This is a genomic window from Dyadobacter sp. HNCC25DJ183 (assembly GCF_056895175.1).
In genome coordinates, this window is sequence record NZ_JBXHAP010000004.1 from 470,080 (window position 1) to 493,602 (window position 23,523).

The following is a 23,523-nucleotide window of genomic DNA, read 5'->3' on the forward strand; positions in this document are numbered from 1 at the left end:
TCTATAAAATGAGCCGTAATCATGTCACGAAAAGATTCTGATATTCTTGATTTCGTAAAGGATCATCCCTTATCCTCCTCAGTTGAGATCCATAAAGCGGTAGGCCGAGGTTCTTTCGCGACAACCAAAAGAGCTATCGCCGCACTGGTTGAAACGGGCCAGCTATTGGTGGAGGGTCAAACGCGAGCGACAAGGTATGTGGTTAGTCCGGCAAATAAGCTTTTTGGTCAACTGGACATGGCTGCTTATTTCGAACAGGAAATAGACGAGCGAAAGATTCAGGAAGATTTCAATTTCCAGTTGATCACCGAAGTACTCTGGGATGTAGATCTATTCACGGTCGAAGAAGCAAATCGCCTGCAAAAGTTGCAAGAAGAGTTCCGCAATAATGTGGCCGAGATGAGCCCGGCCGCCTACAGTAAGGAAATGGAAAGGCTTGCTATTGACCTAAGCTGGAAGTCCTCACAAATCGAAGGTAATACCTATTCGCTGCTGGAGACCGAACGTTTATTAAAGGATAAAGAAACTGCCGCCGGCAAGCCCAAGGATGATGCGACCATGTTGTTGAATCACAAAGAAGCGATCAACTTCATTGTGGAGAACCCTGATTATGTAGTGCCTTTGTCCATCGCGCGAATAGAAGATATCCATAGCCTTCTCATCAAGGACCTTGACGTTGACCGCAATATCAGGAGAAGGCGTGTAGGTATTTCCGGGACAAACTATAAGCCGCTCGACAATGAACACCAGATCAGGGAAGCGCTGCAAGATATGTGCAGATTGATCAACCGGAAAGAAAATGTGTTTGAAAAATCCCTGCTAGCCTTGGTATTGCTGTCATATATTCAGGCATTCAATGATGGTAATAAACGAACAGCCCGCATTGTCAGTAATGCAATTCTGATTGCTCACCAACACTGCCCAATCTCTTTCAGGACCGTCGACGCAGTTGAATACAAAAAAGCAATGCTAATCTTTTACGAGCAGAATAATATCAGCCCGTTTAAAAAGATATTCATTGACCAATTCAACTTCGCGGTGAAGACCTATTTTTAATTCATATTCCTGAACGCCACCGGTGTCGTCCCGGTCTTTTGTTTAAAGAGCTTATTGAAATACTGGGGATATTCGAAGCCTAGGCCGTAGGCGATTTCGCCAATTGAGCGGCTGCTGCTTAAAAGGATGTTTTTGGCTTCCTCGATCAAGTGATAGTGGATATGGTCCTGCGCGTTTTTGCCGGTTTCTTTTTTCAGGAGGTCACTCAGGTAATTGGGCGATAAATTTACCTGTTCCGCCAGGTATCTGACCGTCGGCAGGCCGCGTTCGCTGAGGTCTCCCAGGCTGAAATATTCGTTGAGCAGCTTCTCCACCTGCACGATTACCGCATTGTTGGAGATTTTTCTGGTGATGAACTGTCTGCCGTAAAACCGGGAGCAATAGTTTAGCAGCATTTCAATGCCCGATACGAGGATAGACTGGCTGTGCACATCAATATTTTCGTGTAGTTCAGCTTCGATTTTTTGAACACAGTCCGTCAAAATCTGCTTTTCCTTTTCCGACAAATGCAGCGCTTCTGAAACCTCGTAGGAGAAAAAGCTGTAACTCTTCATTTTGTCACCCAGCGGCGTGCCCCGGATCAGATCGGGATGGAAGCCCAGGCCCCAACCCAATGGCTGCGATGATCCATCGGTATCGTCGTCCATTTCCAGTATCTGATTGGGTGCCAGACAGATCAAACTTCCATTTGTAAAATCGACCAGCTTCCGCCCGTATTTTACGTGATTCCGGTTGTAAGTTTTGTAAATCAGCGTGTAGAAATCTGTCGAGATTTTGGTATTCCCAATGTCCGCCTCGCGAACCTGGCTGAAATCGATGATCGCCACGAGCGGGTGGTGCACAGGCTGGTCAAGCCTGAAAAATTTCAACAGTTCCTCGATGGTGTGCAGGTGAATATTTGTGCTCATAAAAACAAAGATACCCTCATTGTGCTGACAATGAGGCGTAAATAATCTCTAAATTACAAACCGAACTGGGATTTAATGATGCCGGTAAAAGTGGCGTCGTCGGCCTGCTGGCGCTGGGCAATAATGGCTTTTGCGTCGTCGCCCGCCGTGTAGCGCAGTTGGTCTGTGCCGTCGGTGGCGGCTTCGAAAATCACACCGGCCACAACGCTCGCTGGGGAGGCGTCTCCAAACATGGCCTGCGTTGCTGCCAGCAATTTACCGATGATCAGCTGGTATTCCGTCATGCTTTCATCATTGCTGAAATCCAGCGAGCGGCCCGTAAAATCGGTAGCGATCGCGCCCGGCTCTACGATTTTGACCTTTCCGCCAAACTCCTGCACTTCAAAGTTCAGCGATTCGGAAATGCCTTCGACCGCGAATTTTGTCCCGTGATACAAGGTCCCGAGTGGAAAGCTCATCTTGCCACCAATCGACGATACATTGATAATAATCCCGCTTTTGTTGCTGCGGAAATGCGGCAGTAAAGCTCTTGTCACATCCAGCAACCCGATCACATTTGTATCAAACTGGCGAATGATCTGCTCCCTCGAAAAAGATTCAAGCACACCATACGCGCCATAACCGGCATTATTCAACAAAACATCAATCTGCCCGAACCTGGCAATGCCTTCATTCACAGCATGATCAATGGAGGAAGGATCAAGCACGTCCAGTTTGGCAACCAGTATATTTTCTAATTCCCCTAGTTCAATGTCGGATTCCGGATTGCGCATGGTAGCGACAACGTTCCAGCCTTTGGCGTGAAATAACTTAGCAGTTTCTTTACCAATACCGCTGCTTGCTCCTGTAATTAAAATGGTTTTCATGATCTCTGATTTTTAAAATGATGCATCAAAGGTCGGGGTGAAAACGGGGCCGGTATGCATACGAATTCAGGGTTGTTGTATACTTTTTACGGTTTTGAACCCGGAAGTGATTTATACAGAGAATTATTGAAAACGCTTGCATGCAAATCTTCACCACCAATCAATCTGCCCTCTCTCCCCTCAGCGAAGTACCTTTTAAACTCGAAAAGGACATTCAAAATCTTCGTATCTCAATCTGATGCTCGATTACCGGGCGGACTTCATTGTGGAATACAACGAAGCGTATGGCAAATTGGCAAGCTTGCAAAAGAAACCAAACCTTACCCGGAAGAAGGTCATTTGTCTGGTAAAAGCGACGAGACTATTGAGCTATATGAGACTTTTAAGAATGCGATCCTTAACCTTGGACCTGATATTGAGGTTAAGCCACAAAAGATGGTGATCGGGTTTACGGTGAAAGGAAAATTTTTTGCTGATGTGCTTGTTTTGAAAACAAGTCTGAAATGGTGGATTAACCTAAAAAAAGGACAATTGGATGGTCCAAAAAATCTGTCCAGGGATGTTTCAAATGTCGCAACCTGGGGCAATGGGGATTATGAGATAAAAGTGCATGACACTACGAATCTGGAATACATTATGAGTTTGGTGAAGCAGGCGCTGACTGTGAGTGTTTGATTGAAATATGACACGAGACAAAAGCATTCTCATATTGGCCAACAGCATCTTTAATGAAGCTTTCGGAAAAGCTAATGCAGAGGGGCTGATTTAACACGTATATATCAAAAGGTAACATCAACTTGCGCTAAGATGAATTTTACATTACCTTGGGATATATTGATCATTCAGATATGCAAGCCTCCGACCGGGAAATTATAATTACAGTTGTAGGAAGCTCTTTATTTATTTTGTTTCTGTCCATTGTAGTTATAGTCGCGATTGTAAGTTATCAGAATAGAAAACGGAACAGTTTGCTAGAAATATCCAATCTGCGTAATGAATATGCGCGAGAGATATTGCAATCGCAATTTGAGATTCAAAACGCCATACTACAACAAGTCGGGCAGGAATTGCATGACGACATTGGCCAGCTCCTTGTAGTAGCCCGAATTAATCTTGATATTTTGGAGGAAGTTGCTGAGGTCTCCGAGAAGGAGGTGCATATTCATGAAGCCCTCGTAGTTATTGATAAATCAATTGTAAATCTCCGTGCGATTACCAAGAGTTTTGATGGTGACTTTGTCAAGGAGTTCGGTCTTTACCAAAGCCTCGTGAACGAACTAGCAAGAATTAAGCGGACCGGCAGATATGATACGCAGTTAATTGTCTCCGGAAGCCACGTCTCTTTGGGCTATGAAAGAGAAATTATGCTCTTCCGCATTGTACAAGAGTGTTTCAATAATATTTTAAAACATTCAGGAGCGAATTACATTCAGGTTCTTATGTCTTATGAAAAGGGATTCAGTCTATCTATTATTGATAATGGGAAAGGCTTTGGTACCGGGCATGATGAAAATAAAAATCTCAATGCATCAGGAGCTGGCCTGCGGAATATGCAGCGGCGAGCAGAGTTGATCAATTCGGCATTCACCATCACATCAAGCCCAGGATCCGGAACCCAGGTAAATTTATCCATTTCTGAATGATACTTTTAATTATTGTAAACCTGTATAACATAAACAATCATGGAAAGAAAACGTGTGCTTAAAACAAGGGCGGTAACCTCCACTTCTCCCGGCTCCCTGTCAGAGATTGATATCGAGTATAAACTTGCTAATGATAGTGAAGTAACGGGCTATGGAGCTTTCTTCCATGACAAATCCAGCATCATGATAATCAATGAGTATTGGGAAGATTTGGCCAAGGAAGAGAGTGACTTGAAACGGTTAAAAAAGGAATTGGACGAGTTGAGACAACGCAAGAAAGAGAACTCAGATGGTACTGACAAAGAAAATACCGATACAAAGGAATTAGATTTTCTCGATAAAGCCATTGCGATTAGCGATCAACTGGTGAATAGCCTTGAAATTTCGCTCGATAACCGGATTGTTGCTGTTGAAATTGGAAAAGAAATGTTGATGATGATCTTGTCGCAACCCAAGTGTGAGGGACTACGCTTTTATCAAGCTCGCGGCGTTCTTCCGGAGGAGGTTGATAATGAAACGCAGTATAAACTTAAAAATCCTGGTGAAACAACCCTCGTTGCAGTAGGAATGGACATCGACGGTAACGATCTCGGTGTCTCGGCAAGCAAAAAAAATACATCAATAATGAACAGAAAGGGATCCAAAGTTGCGGACACGATGCAGTCGGAAACAAACCCTCCGCGTACTATGAAAGAATTAAAGGGAGATAGTGATAATTTCGAAGATGTTATTAAAGAATTTTCATCTTTCAAATAGGCGAAAGTTATGCCGCAGGATATTTCAATCGAATGTGTTGCTTATATTCTTTATCGTGTTTACATGCTATTGCTTGTAATTTGCTGCGGCATTTCTTTTTATGTTTATCTTCACGATCGATCGCTTACGATATTCAGGTATATTTTTTTGTGGGCACTACTCGTTGAAGTTCTGGTTTTCTATATTGATAGAGGTAAATTGAACTTCCCACTTTACACCCTCTATCATTTTTACATCCCAGTTGAATTTACCTTGGTCATTGCGTTTCTGTCACAATGGATTGAACAATTAAAGTTCCGAAGACTGGCGTATCTATCTATAATTTTATTCTGTATCATCAGTTTTATATCCTCCCATTATATAACAGGCTGGACCCATTTTCCAGGTCTTAACCTGAATATAGAGGGCTCGCTATTAATCCTATGGGCAATGGTTGTCATGTTTTCAGTAAAGCCCAATTTATCACTCGCTTTTTATAAACTCCCCATTTTCTGGATTTGCCTTTCTATCATAATCTATCATTCTGGTACATTCGTTATGAACGGTATATTTAATGCCCTTCAAAAACATGATACCGTACTATTTAAATCGCTCCGTGTTATCAATCAAGGTTTCAACATTTTGGAATACCTCATGTTTATTATAGCACTTATGCTTTCAAATGGAATGAAGAAATCAGTCTATAAAAAATCACCAGGAATATTGTGAGGCCTCCCTAAGTATAATAAATCATCGCTACACCGAAAAAGATGACTGTCATATTGATGATTGCGAATGTAATGAGGAGACCGATCATGCCGGATAGGGGCTCGAAGGTGCCGCCCATTCTCAGATGCTCTTCAATTCGCTTTTTCTGGCCGGATTCCACAAGCACGAAGGCTATGATAGCGGTCATCACTTGTATCAATACAAACACCATCCACACATCCGTTTCATCAAAGTCCCTGACTAAAAACATGTAAGCAGTGAATACCACTACAATGCACCCCATCAGGTAGGCCACCGAGTTCCGTCCGCCTTCGAGACGTTTCGAGTTTTGAGAAAGAAAATAACCCGCACCGAAACCTCCGCCGACAAATGCCGCGAACGCGACTGCCGCTGATGAATAAATGCCATATCTGGGACCAACAGGTGGTGGCGGGACGGGCGGTGGCGGCGTAGTCGTGTTCTGCTGCCTGGTAGATTCCTGTGGTGGTTTGATATTTTCTTTCAAGTCGTCATATTCTTCCACGTTTTCGTCCGGATTTGCAACTGCAGTTTCTAATGCATGCAAGAAAGAAAGGCAGTCACGATATCGATTGTCACGGTCTTTGGCAGTTGCTCTTAGCAAGACCTGCATCAGGCGCGGAGGATACCCATCTACCGGCGGTAGCTCCTTGTTGAGGATATCGTCGGTAATCTGCTCGCTGTCAAATGGTTCTTTGCCGGTAGTAATAATGTAAAACATCAAACCCAGCGCGTACACGTCGGTCAGGTGGTTTACGGACGCGGGACGGAGTACATGTTCCTTACTCTTGTAATACGCCGTGCCCGCTTGCGACATCACACTTGGACTGCCTGCAACATCTCCATTCAACTCTGCACTTTCAAGGATTTTAGCAATTCCAAAGTCAAGTATTTTGACATTACCTGATGTTGTCAGAAAAAAATTGGAAGGCTTTACATCGCGATGTACTAATCCTTTCTGATGCGCATGTGCAAATGCAGGAAGGATTTGTGCATACCATTTCATAGCTAACGGAATGGGCACTACCCGCGATTCACCCTGCTGCTCCATGTAACTTTGCAGGTCCTGACCTTCGAGGTACTCCATAATGATCGCCACCGTTTCCCCATCTTCATAGAAATCCAGTGCTCTCACGATGTGATCATGTCCGATAGATGCAGTGATGACGGCCTCCTTCTTGAAGTGCTTGCGAAACGATTCGTTGGTAGTAAGGTTTTTATGGAGGATTTTGATTGCGACCCCGGCACCCAGGCTGTTGGTAGCATAATACACCGCCCCCTGGCCTCCACTTGTTGAAATCTCCCGGACAATGGTATAATCCTTGATCTTTGTATTAATGTATGTCATAGGAATGAGCTGGATTGTGTTTGTCGGATCACTAACTGAATTTCAAGCTGATTAAAATCATAATGGCAATGTTGACCAGATATGCAATCAGCACTGTTCCGATGGGCTTGTATTTACCTCCCTTATCAATAAAAGTGCGGATCTCCCTGACCTGCTCATTAGCCAGCCAGAACATGTAGCCCCAGCTACCTAAGATCAAAAATCCAAAAAGCGGATAAGTCTCGCTCAATGCCGAAAACAGATAATAAGCCAGCGTAGCAATAATCGCAATCGTCATCGTTTTCGACGATTTATCATACTCCTTGAAGACTTTGAAATTTTCAGACATAAAATAGCCGAACACCGCCGGGCCGCCCAGGATAGCCGCCGTGCGCATTTGTAACAATGAGAAGACTTCGTTACCAACATCCAATTCGAAACCCTCTCTTCCATTAGCAGCTGCTCCGATCGGAGGCGGGCCTACATCTTTGGAAGACGTAGAATTAGCCGCGCTTTGCTGGTACGATTGCCGTGTTGACTGATTGCTGTAAGTCGAATGATCATTGATTATCACAGTAGCACTTCCCGACCTTGATTCGGGCTTTTTGGGAGGACCTTCCTGAATAATTTCCGTCTTCCCGGGCTTAAAGCCGGTTGACGTATTTTCATGCTTGATTCGCCGACCAGGGCCGCTTTCATTGTGATTTACACCTGCCGATTGCAGCGCTTCCAAAAACTCGAGACAGTTGGCAAACCGGTCCTTGCGTTGCTTTGCTGCTGCCCTGGCCACAACATCATACAGTTCCTGGCTATAAAAATGCGGTTTGGGTATTGTCTTATAAATAATATCATCCAGCAGATTCTGTTTATCATAAGGCTCTACTCCGGTAGTCAGCACGTAAAAAAGTACCCCGAGCGAGTAAATATCGGTTCCCTGATCCGCAGACTTAGGTCGGGTTATAAGCTCCGGACTTTTGTAGTAGGGTACATCCGGCCTGATAATTGTCTTCATGCCTCCGGCCAGACTTTCCGCCAATGCGTCTTGCACGATCTTCGCCGTACCGAAGCTCAGGATCTTCATATTTCCCGACTTGGTTACGAATAACATGGACGGATTAACATCCCTATGAACCACTCCCATCTGATGCGCTTTTTCAAATGCAGGCAAAACCTGACTGTACCACCTTACCACTTTGGCAACCTCTGTAACCGGATGAGCAGCCATGTAAGATTCCAGACTTTCTCCATTCAGGTATTCCATGATGATCGCCACGCAGCGGTCGTCTTCGTAAAAATCGTACACTTGCGTGATGTATTCGTGTTTAAGAGCTACCAGCAATTGGGCCTGCTGACGAAAATGCTTCCGCAGGTTTTCAACATCCAGGTTGGCATCGCCCTCCATTACTTTGATGGCCACTTCGGCGCCAAGCTGATTTTTGGCATAGTATACAACGCTGTTTGTCCCGCGTGAAAGTTCTCTCAGGAGCGTATATTCCCTGATTTGGGTGTTTAAAAGGTTCATTGAGTAAGGAGGTAAACGTGTTCTGGTTTAATTTCTTCCGAGATAGCGCCTTACATTGAAGTCTCCACGGGCATCCTCTTCCATACAGGCATTGGTTTCATTTACAACAAACTCTCGGTCGGTCCCGTCTTCGTCGACCATGACCTTGCAGCGTACTACGTGCAGACAACTGTTACCTTCATAAGTTGAACCTTTCCAGCTTGCCTCAACATCCATGGTATAGCGTTTGTCCTTGCATTCCCAATCCTTGACATGATAAGTAGCATCACTTCCGGTTGTTGCATTACAGGCTTTCATGGAGTCGTAAGCGAATGTTGAAGCCAATTGATCAGCTACTTCCTGAGATCCCTCTTTTTTCCCGAACGCCACAAACACACCGATCATCAGCAGTAATGCCACTGCCCCACCGATATACCAGAACGTTTTTGATTGATCCGGCTTTACGGAAAGATGCCTGAGCTCAGGTGCATCTTTCAGCATTTTCCAAACCTCCAGTTCATTATACCAGACCATGGTTTCGGCCGGCAGGTTGAAGGCATGCATTTCTTCAACAGAATACGGTCCCAGCTGAGAGCCGCCTTTCATGATGTAATACTTCTTCATTGCATTCAGGTTATTGATTATGGATTGATTTAATAGGCAGTGATGATCATTTCTTTGGAAAACCTTCCATGTGCCATGGGATGCTGCGACGAGCGAAAACGCTTATCCGCTACTGCTGACACATTTTTATGCACATACCCAAACAGTTCTTTGATGGTGATTTTTCGGTTGCGGTCTGTATCAGCATGTCCCTGAAGTCCCCTGATCAGATAGTAGCTGAACAATCCCTGTTTCAACTCGGCTGACTCCAGTGAAGTCTCATCCGGTCGTGACGACATCAGTAGCACCACGTTACTATCCGCCTGGTTAGAGGCCTTGTCAGCTACACGATGCTGAATGTCCTTGCGTGTGATAGAACCTGAGTAGCAGGCATCGGCAATGCAGATTTTGGTACCGGCGCGACAAGCTTTAAAAAGCTCCTTTATTTCACTGTGTTGCAGCATTTGATGTCCATCCGGCCTGGTGTCGTACGGAAGGAATGCCCCTTTGTCACCGTGGCCCGAGAAGTAGAAAATGACCTTATCTCCTGATTTGGCGAACTTAAAAATGTACTGAACAGCGCTGATGATTTCGGCTTTGGAAGCCTTGTCGTTCGTGATATACCGCATCTGGTTGGTGGGTATATTACCACCAGCATTACTTCTGAGGTAGTTATAGAACCTCGTGGCGTCGGATACCGTGTAGGTCAGGTCACCTTCACGTGGACGAAAGTTTTTGTAGTCGGCAATAGCGACCACCACCGCATAGGTTGTTCCCCCGAAAGCCATTTCATTTGCACATATCAGCAAAGAGAAAGTGCAGAACAGTCGGGTAAGATACGGTCCCTTATTTTTTGCCGGTTTCATCCGCTTTCTTATTTGAGTCGGGCTTTTTTGCAGGCTTGGCGTCGCCTTGCTTGCCGGCCTGGTTTTCTGCTGATTTCATCTCTTCCTGATTGTCATCAGGATCCAGGATACCTTGTCTCGCAGGTTTGTTCTGCTCCACTGTTGTCTCCTCTTTGCCCTCAAAAATGCTTTTTGAAAAGAAATAGCCGCCTAATACCAGCAACGCGCATACCAAAGCAATGACAATAGGCATGACGAGCCCCATACCAGCCTTTTCCTCCTGGTTCACTGGCCGAGTCTGTCGTACGAGCGGGGGAGTTTCATTGGAAAATGCGGAAACGGCAGTCGCAGCGACAGAATCTGGCATTGATGATTGGGAAGTTCGGGCAAGCGTTTCGCGGGATTCACCCTCACGCTCTTCGGTCATGATGATGTCGGAAGCTTTCTCTTCTGGCATTACAGACGGCGTCCATTTCACAGCTGTGCCGCTTACGGACTTTATTCTGATCAGGTATGCCGAGAAATTATCCGTGGAACTGGCCGAGCAAATCGACTCGATTTCGCCTAGCTTCTCGGCATCACCAGCATTGGTTGCCAGGATATTCACCAGTTGCTCTTCCTCAATTCCTTCCAGGATACCGTCGGTACAAAGGAAAAAGTAATCTCCTGCCCGGATGTCGGTAATCTGCACAACGTCTGCTTCTGTGGATCGCTGCCCGTGCCCCTGAATAGCGCGGTCGATCACGTTGCGCCGGGGGTGATGCAATGCTTCTTCGGGCGTCAGGTCACCCGAGAGTACCAGTTTGTTTACCCATTTATGATCATTCGTAACAAAGCGGATCATACGCTTACGGATATGATATACGCGACTATCACCCACGTGCGCGATCGTGGCGCCATTCTCGTGCAAATGGAGCAAGGTGAGCGTGGAAGCCATTCCGGCAGCTTCCGGGGTAGCCAGTACGAAACGGTCAATTTCCTTTTCCGCATAGTATAGGGCATCGGCAATTACAGCTGGATTAGAAGCGCGGCTGCCACCTTGCAATTTGTGGTCAAATGATTGGCATACCAGCCTGCTGGCCTCCTCTCCTTTCGCACTGCCGCCTACTCCGTCACATACCAGAAACAGCCGCTGTGTTTCCATTGCCGATCCTTTTGCCGGAAGAATGGAATCTTCATTGTTTTCCCGCTTCCCTATCTCGTGCAATGCCAGGGGTGGATAGATTTCAATATTCATCATCATGGGCAGTTCATTTTGACATAATCACGGTTTTCAGGTAAGCGCCCCGCTTCACTTTACTTTCAGCTTCCTGCGCATCCTGCGTAGACTGGCGTGTTTTAAGTACGATCTTTGTTTTCCCCATCTGAATGGTATCACCGTCTTTAAGGATCAACTTGTCGTATCTCGATAGCTTTCTGACCGCATTGATGAATGTGCCATTGGTACTTCCAACATCGGAAATCACGAACACGAGGCTGCCATCGGGTTGTTTCGTAATATCGATCAGGGAGTGGTTCCGGCTCATAAATGCGTCATTGGTTTTGATCATGATCTCGCAGGGCTTGTCCGGCGAATAGCGACCTATAACATTCTTGCCGGGTTTGAGAGAAAATGTCTGGGACGGCGTGTTTTCGTCATGGACCACCATCCAGCCGGGTTCCACTCCCGCTCTTTCAGGTTCGTCGGGAAAACCTTTGCCCTGGTTCCCGGATGGTTTCTGTGCAGCCTGGCTTATGGGAATAGATTCGGCAGGTACTTTTACAGCATTCACCGTACCGCATTTGGAACACCTTACTTGCAAAACATTGCCGGGCCTTACTTTGGGGTGCTTATCGTCCAGCCCAAGCCATTGTCGACACGTGGCGCATTCGCCTAACTTGATATTCATGACAGCAGATTTGGTATCTAGATGATGTTTTCAGGATTATAAGCATCCCAATCTTCGTCGCCCGACTGGTCCGTACCGTCTGTTTGATGATGGAGCATATCGTCAGCCAGATCATATTCCGGGGGCCCGATGAACTCATTCTCATCATCCATTTCAGTCTCGCTGACTTCTTCAGTGATCGCTACCTCGTCGGACTCTGTGCTGTAAGTCGATTCGATAATGTCATCATGATCTTCGCTAATGGATACCGCGTCTGCCGCATTATGAAACTCTGTGTCCGTCATGAAGCCATCCACACTGTCTATCACCTCTTCATCTTCGTCCATCGGGCCGCCCTCCTGCGCATACCCCTCCTGTGAATCCCTGATTTCATCCCCAGTTCCGTCTGCTTCCACATCTACTTCGCCTGCAATTCCCGCTTCGGGAGTAGCTTGCGGGGAGGATTGATTCTGCGGTAGGGCGGAAGCCGAAGTAATAACGCCTTCCGAATGCGCTGGATCGGACCCGGGAACGTTGGGATCCTGCTCGGGATCGCCAGTCTGATCGTCCTCTTCCTCCCCACCAGCAACAAAGTGGATTATGTCGTCGCTGTATTTAATCGCGGTTGCGGCAGCAGCTCCCGTTGCAGCTCCTGCTCCGGCAGTTCCCACATTTTTCCAGCCCTGCATTTCTTTTTCGTCGCCTTTTTTATTGCCTTTCTTAGCTGCGTCTTGTTCGTTTGTCTGACCGGCCATGTGTATCGAAGTTAGGTATATGTCAATTCGTTAAGATCACGCCCAGTCGGATACATCTGCATCATTGTCCATGTCGTAGGCAATGTCGTCACCCGTTGCCGATGCGTCATACTCACCCTCATCAGCACTATCGTCGTAGTCACCCGTTCCTTCGTCCTGGATCACCAGGTCGTAAGATCGGTCGGCATTCGTATCTACAAAATGGCTTTCTACCACGTGGTCTCCATCGGTATCCACACCCGCATATTCCATGATACCATCCTGGTCGTAATCCATCGCCAATGCGTCCAGCACGCCATCCCCATCCAAATCCATCTGGACCATATCTATGGCGCCATCACCATTCATGTCCGCCGCCACCGCTACTGCATCAATCTCACCGTTAGCATCGGTGTCAATGCAAATTGCCACCGCATCCAGCACGCCGTCCCCATTCAGATCGTAGGCCATGGAGTCTTCAACACCGTCGCCATTGGCATCGAATGCTACTCCCTCGATAATCTCATCATCTTCTGAGCTGTTGTCCTGGCTTACATTCATCGTATTAGCATCCACATTTTCACTTTCTATGTTCCCTGCTTCGAATCCGCCTGGTTCTGCAGCATGAACATTGGTCGCATCGTTACCTTCTTCGTCTTCCCGAGATAGCCCGTCTGCATACTGGGTGCCCAGGGCAGCCCCTAGTCCACCTACTACTCCCGCAGCAGAGGCAGTCAGCGTTTGTTTTGTGTTCTTATCTGGTTCCTTTTTCATTTATGTACGGTTTACGTTCTGTCCCTGTTATTTGACCCAAATTGCTTTGCAGCGTGCACATTTCTTCTGTCTTGCCAATGCCTCCCAGGGAAAATCGTTGAGGTGCACCATGCAGTTTGGACATACATAATTCATTTTAAACCAGTCTCTGACATCCTGATCGAGCTTTCTCAGATTGGTGGTATCCAACTTCGTCAACATCCCCAAAGTGGACACGCGCACAATTTTGTCCGCGAGGGTACCCTGCCTGAGCCTGTCGATCTCGTCCAGGTGAGCCCTGTACTTATTGAACACATCTCTGAGTTGCAGAAATTGATCGGACACATCCACACCCGGAAGATTGGAAGTAGGCTGGCTGGATTTGCGCTCGGCAGGATGTTCCCGATTCCAGATTTCCCGGAAAAGCGCTTCCACATTCAACCAAAGGCCGCCCAGCCGCAGGCTATCACCGCGTTGTAGTAAGTAGGTCGATACCTGCTGTCCATTCACATGAACACCATTCGTTGAGCGGTTATCCTCAATCAAAAGTTGGCTCTGAGAGACCAGCGTCAGATAGGCGTGCGTTCCGCTAACGGTCGTTTCAGCTGGATAGCTGAATGCATTATCCGGGTTTCTGCCGATACTGTACCGCTTCGCCATAATAAAAGGATTATAGGTTTACAGGTATTTATCGTCGCAGAATGAAAAAGGTAACGTGGTTTTTAACTTTTTTTTTCAGGAATTTTCTTTGGGGGGAATAAGGGGGCAGAAGAGCCTTTCCCAACTAGCTGGCACACTAGCCCAATTTCACTTTACTGACTCAATTTTAAGTATCAGAGGAACGGTATTGCCGTGTTCGCCTGCGCCTGAAAACCGCATCTCGCCTGCTTCGTAACGAATGGTACCAGCCTTCATGAGCCGATCACTCAGACTTTCCCGGATTCGTGAAGGAATAGTTCCTGTTCCGTTTTCAATGCGGTTAAAAATGCTTTGCAAGTCGGGCATCAGAGACTCGCTGCTGTAAAGCACGCACAGATAGTCTGATCCGGCTTCTTCTATAAGCAATGCAGTTTCAGGTGAAGGGATCACCATGTCGAAATTCCTGACAGGTAATTTGTCGCCTGTACCCAGCCCGAAATCCTTTTCCCGCGGCCAATGCAAAGTCGGTTTTCCTTTGCTGTTGACGCTGAAAACGCACATCGAAAGTCCATTGTGCAGGTTATTGGTCAACAGCTGAAATGCCTGCCCCACTTTCCAGTCTTTTTTTGCAAACTGATAAACGCCGTTGCCTGCGTGCGTAGGAGCAATCCGCACGAAACCGCCGGTCTTCTCGTCCAGGTATTGAAACCCAAATACCCCGCCAACTTTCGCAACCCCTGCGGTTGCAGGAGATTGCAAAGGCACTTCCTCGGGGAGGATCAGGACAATCCCTGCTTTTGCCACTTTTGAAAAATCATCAAATCTGATCCAGAAAGCCCCCTCCTGCCCCCAGGCTTTTCCCCAGCTGTTCAATATCTTGAACGCTTTTTTCGGCAGGTCATACCCTATTACAGTCATAGCGTGACCGTATTTCCGGACGCCTTCTTTTTTTGGATCATAATAAGTGTCCGATGCATTCAGTCTTGCAAAAGCGTCGCCCACTTCCATACCCACGATCACAGGCAGGTCATTGAACGCAATTGCCTGCAAAATGGCCTGAACGCCCTTGTTCCCTGGATCTTTTTTGTAGTCAAATACCGCCTGATAATCCCGGATTGGAAAGATCGGCGAAACAGACGCCGGTAACTTTCCATTGCAGGCGTTAACCGGAAATTTCGCGTAAGGGATATTACCCTGCGTCTTCATATAATCCGCAATTTCAAAAATGTCCATACCACCTTCACAGCCAGGTCGCAACTTTTTGTAGGGATACATGGCGGAAAGGGCGATTGCATCGATTGCAGCCCGCTCCGTGATCTTGTGCTGAATGGCATATTGAATTGTGTAGGCATAATAGGCAGTCGCCCATGCAACGCAGCTTTGTATGGTGCCCTGCGCGGCAGGAGTAGGCGCATATTGCAGCAAATCTTTTGTCAACGAAATGGTTTCCAGGCTCTTTGTTCCGGAAGCCTGCTCCGGCATTCTCGGGATACGCGAAAAATCCGCTTCATTAAAGATGAGCCCGAAGCCCTGTTGCGCCTGGGCGAAAACCATGGAGCAAACAAGCATCAGCAGGGCTGTAAGACAAAGCGCAGGTACCGGTTTCATTGACTAAGCTGAATCTTTAATTATTTAATGCCCTTCCAGTTTCAGGATAATGGGCACGACGAACCTTTCAGGCAATGCGCCGGCAACGAATTTCATGTGCTCCTTGTCAAAATTGATAAGCGATTTAGGAGCAAGATATTTTCCAAAAACCTGCTGCAAGCGCAACGGAAAATCGGCGGAATGTCCTTTCAGCTTTTCAACAAGTGATTCAATTTCCCGATCCCGTCTGGTGGCGCTGTAAATGGCCAGGAGCCAGTCCGTTCCCGCTTGTTCTTTGATAAAAACCTGCTCGCGCCTGGTTTGCCTTCCATTCGCTTCGTAATGCAGGACAGGCTCTGGAATAACCACCTCGCTCCCAGCTTCGGCCAGTAAGGGCGATGAATGTTCTGTAACACCCGCATCTGTTTTCTTCTGATAAGGATAATGCAGTTGCGCCCCGCCCTCGGGATCAACACCCACTACATATAAGAAGCTGCTGGCAGTGGCGGAGCCAACCAACCGGAATTGCGACTGCACATCATATCCTCTGCCCGTCTCGTAATATCCATCCGCATGCAGGTTCAATATAACAGGCACATAAGCCCCCTGCTCATTTACCACATTAAGCTGCAGCGAACCCCGCATGGCCGCATGTTTTGAAGTGGAGTTGCCAGTTAGCGTTTGTTGACGTGCAGGAGCCTGGGCCACCGATTTTTGAGCAGGCACCAGCCCGTCTTCCATCGTGATCTCAAAGGCATACTTTGCGTACGCAAGATCGGCATAACGCAACCAGGCAAAGCCACCCCTACCCCAATTTTTCCCGGCCGGATGCGTGATTTCAAATGCCTGTTTCTGATCGTCATAGCCAGTTACCACGACTGTCCTTAGCTCCTGCGCGGATGCGCGTGGCACCCATTGGTCTGTTTTCAGTTTTTCAAATGCTTCACCGGCCAGCATGCATAGGACGACCGGATGCTTGCGCCCCAGACTGCGTTTCATCACAAATTGCTTCTGCCCGATGCTTTGCTGCGCATTTATCTGGTCACTAGTAAATAGCCTCGTCATGGCGCGGATCCGAAAGCGGTCTACCCCGTTGAGCAGCTCCATCGACGGCTGACGGTGACAATCCGCAGCTTTTTCGCGGTAATCTGCAAGCCTGACTATCCCGACCTTCGTAAGCAGATCCTGCGTTTGCCTCATCCAGTCTTTTTGAAGCTTGCAGCTTACCGGGGAGGATTTTGGCAGCATATCAAATAAAAAATAGGGTGAAAAGGCGTATTTCTCAGTTTGCTCCCGGTTCCATTTTCTTTCAATCCCTACCTGAATGCTCATTGCTTTGCCGATAGCCGCACTCCAGCCAAGTCCCCCGGTAGCAGTAATGGGCGAAACGGGACAATACATCCGCATGCTAAAACTTTTTGGCACAGCAGCATTTCCCTCCGCACCGAAAAGCATATTCGCAACTTCTATGCTATGGTAAGCAGAATCATTGACTTCCAGCTCAGCCTCCCGCGAAATCGCCTGACCGAATGCTACATGGAACAGGCTGAATAGGAAGAACGGCAGTATTCTCATATACCAGTGCTTTATTTCAATTCATTCAATAACTGCCCGGCTTCTGTGTTGAATTTCGAAGCGCTATCATTTTTAATGGATTGCAGGATCACGCGGGCTTTGCCAGGGTCGTTGTTTTTGAGATGGGCTAATGCAGTATACCAACGCGCTTCGTCCCGCAACGGATTTTTCACTTCCTGCAAATAAGTCAATGCGCGCGCTGCTTCCCCTTTGGACAAATAACTTACGCCCAGGTAGAATTTCCGGAAAGATTCCAGCACGGGATCTGTGTTCTCCTGGACCCCTTTTTCCCCTGCGCCGTATTCATCTTTTTTTCGCGGTAACAAACTTAACCTTCTGTTTTTCAGCAACCTGATCGCCTCGTCGGTTTGCTGGTTTTCAAATGCGCCTACCGCCTTTTTGAGCTTTCGGGGAACATTTCCGCGCGGCTGAGAAGCTTCGCTGATAAACACTGCTACCATGTCTGCGGCACTCGGATTGATCACGTTCTCCTCGTTGCTATCTGTGGCAACATTGTCACCGGTGTGTTTCTGACTATTCCAAAGCCACGCGCCAAAACCCAGCACGATCAGGACCACTGCAGCCGCAGCGAGCCGCGTAGGCCAGAGAGACACCACCTGCGTTTCCTTTTCCGGCGTGCTATCCTGCTGCGGCCTTAGCAGCGGAATCTCTTTGAGGGGCAAATCCTCCTTTTCGCGGGAAAGCTGGCCATTTGCCATCATCTGGTCTCGCAGTTCCAATAAATGGTCCTTTACTTTCGTGAAACGGTATATTTGAGCAATGCGCCGGATTTCAACTTCCTCAGCAAATGCCGGGTCCGACTGCATTCTTAATTCAAATCTTTTCCGTTCCTCAGCTTCCATGAGCTGGTGCACATAGAGCTGGATCTGATTTATTTCTTCCTGGCTTAAATTTTCCACTTTCAGAAGTTTTTAATTTTATTCTTTGCCGACAATCTGCCGCGTCTGAATTATTTATTGATGTTGAAAAACTGCAGATAGCTTCTTTTCACCCTCGATTTAAGGTTGTCCACAGTTCCAGCTTTCAAATCCATCATCACCACAATCATCTCCTCGGTTTTACCCTCCGATAGCAGCCTGAGCAGCTCTTCTTCGCGGTCGTTCAGCGTTCGTCGGAAAGAACGGAATTCGTCTTCAAACGCGATTTCCATGATTGGATCGGCCTGAACAAACAACGATTCAAACAGGCCCCAGCTTTCTTTCGTATTTTCTTTCACAATCACCTCTCCCTCCTCATCATACGACGCAAACCTGCGGATCCAGTCAATCAGGCGCAGGTTGCTGACGGTCCATAATAGTTGCTTCAGAGAGCCGTAAACATCCGTTTTCACGATCACTTCCGTCAGCGCATTGATTACAATATCTTCCACGTCTTTTTGAAGAGGAAGATTTTTCCTTTTCAGACTGGGGATAATCTGCGTGTAACAAATGTGCAACAGGCATGTATATGCCTTATCCAGCTTTTTTAGAAAGGCCTCTAATAATTCTGCGTCCGTTTTGTATTCCGGACAAGGCCGCTTTTCTGTGGTCATGAATAGAAGAAGGTTTAGTAACCAAAATATATCGAAGAATCGCCAAAGTTTTCATTTTTCCAGCCGGACTTTTTTGAACCGGATGTTTAATGAAAAGAGAGGACTATATATCTGATTAATAAACCTGTGGGACTGGAAAGTAAAGTGTTCCAGAAAAAAAAACTCAATTTTTTTTCTGGATGAAAATGAAAATCGATGGACTTCTGCGATGTATCACTGATACGCAAAATCAACCATCCATTTTAAACTTTCAAAATCATGAAAACAACAACGCTATTCCAGCAAATTTTCAGCCTTCGCCTGGTACTTATTATGGGAATTGCCCTCACATTCGGCGCCTGCAAAAACAACGACCCACAGCCTGAAGAACCATTTAGTGAAGCCATTCGCAGCAATGTTCCACAGCAAACCATTGACAAGATCCGGGAAATGGGCGTGGATGTAAATGAGGGCACCAGGCCGCCCGCCCTGGAAGGAACATACTGGCTCTCTCCCATGATTATGACCCACACCGAAGTACCAAACGACTACTACAAAGTAGGGCACCGTTTCAATGATTATAAAGTGAGGCTGTACAATCAGGATTCTAAAAAGCTTACTATCTCGCTGGATACAAAGAATTATACTTTTTCCGGCGATCTGCGCGGCGAAGCTATCGGGCAGGATGGCGCGTATATTGCAGGGAGTGGCAACTTTTTTACGATTTTTATTATTACCGAGACAAAGTACACTTACAACAGTACCAAGGCAAGAATGCTGGAAGTGTATTCCGGAGAAGTGACGGCGAGCGGCATCAAAAATCTGGAAAATGCAATTGTCATGCTGGATGATTACGGCGACGTAAATGACGATCTCATTCCGGTCAACACCGGCCGGGCTTTCTACGACAGCGACGGCTTTTCTGAATCAGGTAACACATTCAGGCTGACTTCCGGACATCGGGTGAATGCTTCTGAAAATGCTCGGGGAGACTCCCGCGAACAACTTTTCAGAAAAAACTAGGGATAGGTTTGAGCGCAGTATCGCCCGGCACATTTTAGCCAGGCTTTACGCATTTATTTCAGGGTAAAAATAAAATCGCCCCCCTGGTGACCGGTGTTATCAATGCGGCTGTACTGCGGCTGATGAGGCGTGTTCTCACCCGAGTTACTGATCACAGCCGTGTAAAAGGAGCTGAAAAATGTGAGGGCTGGCATGTATTTACTATTGTTCTCGCGCAGCCTTTCCAGGAAATATTTCATAAAGACACTGTTATCAGGCACTTTTTCCAGATTTCCGCTGGTGATGGCGATGCGGCTTGGCAGTTTGTAAATCTTTTTCTCGGCCGCATCATCCGTGCCTTTTGTCGAAATGCTACCTCCAAAACAAGCGTCGGTGACCAGCAACGTATGCCGGGAATTGATCCCGCGAATGTAATCCTTGACTGTGGAGTTGGAGATCCAGGTAGCCTGATTCTGAGGCTCAGCATCCTTTAAAAGCCAGTAACCCTGTCCAATCTTTTCATCCCATTCACCATGACCGGAAAAGAAAATCAGCAGGTTATCCCGTTTGGTAAGGTTTGCTTTCAGCTTTTCCAAAGCTTGTCCCAATTCCGCTACCGTCGGATCTTTGAGCGTAAACACATCGGAAGGATTGAATTTATACCGGCTCAAAAGCACTTTGGAAAGCGCCTCTCCATCCTTATGCGGGTTCGAAAGCGCTTGAATGCCAGGCTGGTAGTTCTGGACGGAGATAATGAGCGCATAATAACGACCTTGGGCAATGTCATCAAAGTCGGCTTCGTCTCCGGCGGAAAGGGGCACCTGAGCAGGTGATTTGAGTATTACCTGAACCGAAGCGACATTGCCGGCGTGATCCGTTGCCCGGATTTCAACCGTTTTTTGGGAAAGATTGGGGGGAAGAGTAAACACGGCATTATAGGTACCATCCAAGTCGGGCTTTACCGCCTTGTCGTCCATCATCACGCTTCTGACACCACTGTCGTCAGTAACCTTTACCTTAACAAAAACCCGGCTCAGCTTCACCTCGACCAGTGAGCGCGTTTGTGCCAGTTTTGGTTCTATGATCGTAATCTCCGGTGGAGTTTGATCTTTCGCAGCGACAGGGGCTGCGGTCTCTGTTTTGGACAATTGAAAAATCCACTCGCGCGCACCACCCTTTTGGTTGGAAAGCACTTCAACGAGGCGGCTACCCTTTGAAAAACTTGACATTGTCCGTCCACTCGGGAACGTTTTTGTTTCCAGCATTTGAAATCCCTGCCCCTCCGCATTGGAAACTTCATTCCCGCTGGTAAGTGATTGCACCAGCCTGTCATATTCGGCGGGCTCATTGGTAATGAAGATCAGCGTTTCTGGTTTTTCGGCATTCAGGTGAATTTCTTCGGTCCATTTCTTATTGCCGGTTGTTCCATTACCGTACCTGTTCCTGCGCCAGATATTCGATCTTTCCGGACTTTGCTGAAACAAGCGCGAACTGATCCTGGCCTCTCTTGAAACCCGGTCGCGGGCATCATGGATCTCAAACAACGCGCGCCAGCTGATCCCTTCAGACTGCTGTGCAAAGCCGGGAATCGCAACAAGAAGAAGGAAGGCACACAAATTTTTCATAGAGGTTCGATAGGGCGCTATCTCAAAACTAAAAAATAAACAGGTAAAATGGGTGGTAAGCTTGGTGTTGTAATCAATACACTTTAATTTTTATCCACGAAACCCCTACCTCACTTAATTCCCTTATGCATCAAGCACTTTTACCACGCTTCCTGTTCGTGCTTCCCGGATTTTTACTGATTTTAGTCCTATCCGGATGTGCAAAAAAGAGTACTGCATTATCACAATCTTCCCTGGCGCTTAAAGTTGCATTGGAGTCGCAGCAAAATGCACTGACAATGCTGGAAAGAGTGTCCCAAACGGCCAACAAAGCCGATTCTACGCAGAAGATCAACCATAACACCAATATTGACATTCAGAATTATCTGACGGGGAAACGCAAAGAAATCCATGAAACCACGCAAAAACTGGAAGCAGCACAGCAGGATCTGAAAGATTTCGGCGACAAGAAAAGCAACAAGAAAGAAGCCGAAATCCTGGCAAATGCCAGCCGTACGGTGTTCGAGTCGGCCGAGATCCTCCGGATTTTGGAGGAAAAGACAAAGGTTATCGTCGATTTTCTCGGAAGCGAAACCTTTTCCAAGTCAGAGATCGGCGCCTTGTTCAGGCCGGGTGAATACAGGCTCATCCGCGAACAGTTCAGGGAAGGACAGCGGCTCTTCGGTCCCGTCGTAGAAAAGCTATATGTCTTTGCGAACAAATACAAGAATGCCTTCAACAGCCTGAAAGGACAAATCATTGTCACCGGTTACTCCGATGCGACAGCTGTGGAAACCGGGTCAGCATTATACAGGGACCTTGCTTCAAAGCTGTTGCAATCCGAAAACCTGACAGAGCCCACTCAGCCTGACCTTAACCGCAAACTGTCCGAATTACGCGCCGAGGCTGTTAAGCAATTGCTGGAACGCATTATTGCTGACCGTAAAAAGGAACATTCCAACCTGATAGACATTACCGTGCAAACCCTTGGACGAGGAGAAGAACTCCCGCCCGGACTCACAGAAGACGCCCTGAAAAACGACAAGCGCAGAAGGGTTGTCACCTTCTACTGGGTCGTGCTTCCTAATATGTAATGCTGCTGCATTGCACATCATCTATTTCTCGGCATTTCTGAACCCACGACGGGCATTTTACCTTCTCGCCCGAAATCCTATTAATAGCCGTATCTTAAACTTCCATTTTATGAAATTTATTTTTGCCCTTTGTTCCTCCTTCATTTTTCTTCTTTCCTCTCTTTCGGTATTTGCCCAAACCGCCTCAACTGCCCTCACCAATCAAGGCGTTATTGAAATGCACAAAGCCGGTCTTAGTTCTGACGTGATTTTAACCAGCATTGAAACTTCGGTCTGTAAATTCAATGTCACGCCTACCGGCCTCGTCACACTCAAAAAGTCAGGAATTGATGAATCTGTTATCAAAGCCATGATTGAAAAGCAGTCAGGCTCACCGGCAAAACCTGCTGCGGCCAAAGCGGTGGCCGTTTCCACATCGGAAGCGAAACCAGTTGTCGAAAGCAGCAGCCGGTCACTCGCTCTATTAAACCACGTATATCTTCTCACGGCCAAAAAAGATGCGCAACCGTTGGAAAAACTGGTGGCGGGTATTCGCTCGCGCCAAGGGTTCAGCGGCGGTAAAATCCTCCTGCAGGTCGACGGCGATAAATCGGGCCTGCGCATTGAGAGCGACCAGATCAACAGTTTCCTGATCAACACAGGCAGCGATGCGCTTCCCGAACTGGTTTTATACCAACTCAAACCAGTTAAAGGAAAAAGAGAAGTTGTTACCATGGCTGCCAGCTCATTCAGCGGGATGAAAACCGGTGAGTCTGTTATCAGTCTTGACATCTCAAAAGAAAGTGCCGGTGTTTATAAAATCACTCCTGGCAGAAAGCTATTGCCGGGCGAATATTTCTTTACCGGAAAACCTTCCACAGGCTCTACCGCCGTGGACGCATTTGCATTCGGCGTAAACTGATTGC

Annotated in this window: 23 protein-coding genes; 7 read left to right on the forward strand and 16 right to left on the reverse strand. The window is 47.1% G+C overall.

Annotated elements, in window-relative coordinates:
• Positions 1–21: 21 nt before the first annotated feature.
• Positions 22–1,056 carry a Fic family protein gene (locus AC1XTG_RS12385; protein WP_484842220.1) on the forward strand — a complete coding sequence of 345 codons (1,035 nt, stop codon included), beginning with the start codon at positions 22–24 and terminating at the stop codon, positions 1,054–1,056.
• Here the strand turns inward: AC1XTG_RS12385 and AC1XTG_RS12390 are convergent.
• A complete protein-coding gene (locus tag AC1XTG_RS12390; RefSeq protein WP_484842221.1) occupies positions 1,053–1,964 on the reverse strand; it encodes a helix-turn-helix domain-containing protein in 912 nt (303 codons plus the stop codon). The genes AC1XTG_RS12385 and AC1XTG_RS12390 overlap by 4 nt on opposite strands.
• 53 nt (positions 1,965–2,017) lie before the next feature.
• A complete protein-coding gene (locus tag AC1XTG_RS12395; RefSeq protein ID WP_229238584.1) occupies positions 2,018–2,830 on the reverse strand; it encodes an SDR family oxidoreductase in 813 nt (270 codons plus the stop codon).
• Positions 2,831–2,956: 126 nt separating this feature from the next.
• Here AC1XTG_RS12395 and AC1XTG_RS12400 point away from each other — a divergent pair, with 126 nt between their 5' ends.
• The 3 genes from AC1XTG_RS12400 to AC1XTG_RS12410 all read left to right on the forward strand — a co-directional run bounded on the left by AC1XTG_RS12400 (position 2,957) and on the right by AC1XTG_RS12410 (position 5,229).
• Complete coding sequence (locus AC1XTG_RS12400) at positions 2,957–3,505, forward strand: DUF5655 domain-containing protein (RefSeq protein ID WP_484842222.1); 549 nt, start codon at positions 2,957–2,959, stop codon at positions 3,503–3,505.
• A 173-nt stretch (positions 3,506–3,678) separates the two neighbouring features.
• The gene (locus tag AC1XTG_RS12405; RefSeq protein WP_056281885.1) at positions 3,679–4,473 is read left to right on the forward strand and encodes a sensor histidine kinase; all 795 of its coding nucleotides are present in this window, start codon (positions 3,679–3,681) and stop codon (positions 4,471–4,473) included.
• A gap of 39 nt (positions 4,474–4,512) precedes the next feature.
• Complete coding sequence (locus AC1XTG_RS12410) at positions 4,513–5,229, forward strand: hypothetical protein (protein ID WP_056281882.1); 717 nt, start codon at positions 4,513–4,515, stop codon at positions 5,227–5,229.
• Positions 5,230–5,944: 715 nt separating this feature from the next.
• On the opposite strand, the gene AC1XTG_RS12415 is transcribed toward AC1XTG_RS12410, so the two are convergent.
• The 13 genes from AC1XTG_RS12415 to AC1XTG_RS12475 all read right to left on the reverse strand — a co-directional run bounded on the left by AC1XTG_RS12415 (position 5,945) and on the right by AC1XTG_RS12475 (position 18,939).
• Positions 5,945–7,303 (reverse strand): serine/threonine protein kinase, encoded by a 1,359-nt coding sequence (locus AC1XTG_RS12415; RefSeq protein WP_484842223.1) that lies wholly within the window; start codon positions 7,301–7,303, stop codon positions 5,945–5,947.
• Between the two features lie 31 nt (positions 7,304–7,334).
• Positions 7,335–8,804 (reverse strand): serine/threonine protein kinase, encoded by a 1,470-nt coding sequence (locus tag AC1XTG_RS12420; RefSeq protein ID WP_056281872.1) that lies wholly within the window; start codon positions 8,802–8,804, stop codon positions 7,335–7,337.
• A gap of 27 nt (positions 8,805–8,831) precedes the next feature.
• Positions 8,832–9,407 (reverse strand): DUF4339 domain-containing protein, encoded by a 576-nt coding sequence (locus AC1XTG_RS12425; protein WP_056281868.1) that lies wholly within the window; start codon positions 9,405–9,407, stop codon positions 8,832–8,834.
• 29 nt (positions 9,408–9,436) lie between these two features.
• Positions 9,437–10,252 (reverse strand): caspase family protein, encoded by an 816-nt coding sequence (locus AC1XTG_RS12430; protein ID WP_082489098.1) that lies wholly within the window; start codon positions 10,250–10,252, stop codon positions 9,437–9,439.
• Positions 10,233–11,474 (reverse strand): PP2C family protein-serine/threonine phosphatase, encoded by a 1,242-nt coding sequence (locus AC1XTG_RS12435; protein ID WP_200942724.1) that lies wholly within the window; start codon positions 11,472–11,474, stop codon positions 10,233–10,235. The genes AC1XTG_RS12430 and AC1XTG_RS12435 overlap by 20 nt, the downstream gene beginning before the upstream one ends.
• 7 nt (positions 11,475–11,481) lie before the next feature.
• Positions 11,482–12,120 carry an FHA domain-containing protein gene (locus AC1XTG_RS12440; protein WP_082489097.1) on the reverse strand — a complete coding sequence of 213 codons (639 nt, stop codon included), beginning with the start codon at positions 12,118–12,120 and terminating at the stop codon, positions 11,482–11,484.
• A 17-nt stretch (positions 12,121–12,137) separates the two neighbouring features.
• Entirely contained in the window at positions 12,138–12,854 is a 717-nt protein-coding gene (locus AC1XTG_RS12445) for a hypothetical protein (protein WP_484842224.1), read from the reverse strand.
• Between the two features lie 36 nt (positions 12,855–12,890).
• A complete protein-coding gene (locus AC1XTG_RS12450) occupies positions 12,891–13,607 on the reverse strand; it encodes a hypothetical protein (RefSeq protein WP_056281854.1) in 717 nt (238 codons plus the stop codon).
• Positions 13,608–13,634: 27 nt separating this feature from the next.
• Positions 13,635–14,246 carry an FHA domain-containing protein gene (locus AC1XTG_RS12455; RefSeq protein WP_056281852.1) on the reverse strand — a complete coding sequence of 204 codons (612 nt, stop codon included), beginning with the start codon at positions 14,244–14,246 and terminating at the stop codon, positions 13,635–13,637.
• Between the two features lie 147 nt (positions 14,247–14,393).
• On the reverse strand, positions 14,394–15,833 hold the full coding sequence (locus tag AC1XTG_RS12460; protein WP_484842225.1) for a C1 family peptidase: 1,440 nt from the start codon (positions 15,831–15,833) through the stop codon (positions 14,394–14,396).
• A gap of 24 nt (positions 15,834–15,857) precedes the next feature.
• Entirely contained in the window at positions 15,858–17,387 is a 1,530-nt protein-coding gene (locus AC1XTG_RS12465) for a hypothetical protein (protein ID WP_484842226.1), read from the reverse strand.
• Positions 17,388–17,398: 11 nt separating this feature from the next.
• On the reverse strand, positions 17,399–18,307 hold the full coding sequence (locus AC1XTG_RS12470) for a tetratricopeptide repeat protein (RefSeq protein WP_056281841.1): 909 nt from the start codon (positions 18,305–18,307) through the stop codon (positions 17,399–17,401).
• Between the two features lie 50 nt (positions 18,308–18,357).
• Positions 18,358–18,939, reverse strand: coding sequence for a hypothetical protein (locus AC1XTG_RS12475; RefSeq protein WP_056281838.1), 582 nt, complete (start codon positions 18,937–18,939; stop codon positions 18,358–18,360).
• Between the two features lie 258 nt (positions 18,940–19,197).
• On the opposite strand from AC1XTG_RS12475, the gene AC1XTG_RS12480 reads away from it, so the two are divergent.
• Positions 19,198–19,941 carry a hypothetical protein gene (locus tag AC1XTG_RS12480; RefSeq protein ID WP_484842227.1) on the forward strand — a complete coding sequence of 248 codons (744 nt, stop codon included), beginning with the start codon at positions 19,198–19,200 and terminating at the stop codon, positions 19,939–19,941.
• A gap of 53 nt (positions 19,942–19,994) precedes the next feature.
• Here AC1XTG_RS12480 and AC1XTG_RS12485 read toward each other — a convergent pair whose 3' ends face one another.
• Positions 19,995–21,545, reverse strand: a complete 1,551-nt coding sequence (locus AC1XTG_RS12485; protein ID WP_056281830.1) for a caspase family protein — start codon at positions 21,543–21,545, stop codon at positions 19,995–19,997.
• Positions 21,546–21,670: 125 nt separating this feature from the next.
• Between AC1XTG_RS12485 and AC1XTG_RS12490 the strand changes: the two genes are divergently transcribed.
• Positions 21,671–22,618: an OmpA family protein gene (locus AC1XTG_RS12490; RefSeq protein WP_056281826.1), complete on the forward strand. Its 948-nt coding sequence runs from the start codon at positions 21,671–21,673 to the stop codon at positions 22,616–22,618.
• A 109-nt stretch (positions 22,619–22,727) separates the two neighbouring features.
• Positions 22,728–23,519, forward strand: a complete 792-nt coding sequence (locus tag AC1XTG_RS12495) for a hypothetical protein (RefSeq protein WP_484842228.1) — start codon at positions 22,728–22,730, stop codon at positions 23,517–23,519.
• The last annotated feature ends 4 nt before the right edge of the window (positions 23,520–23,523 follow it).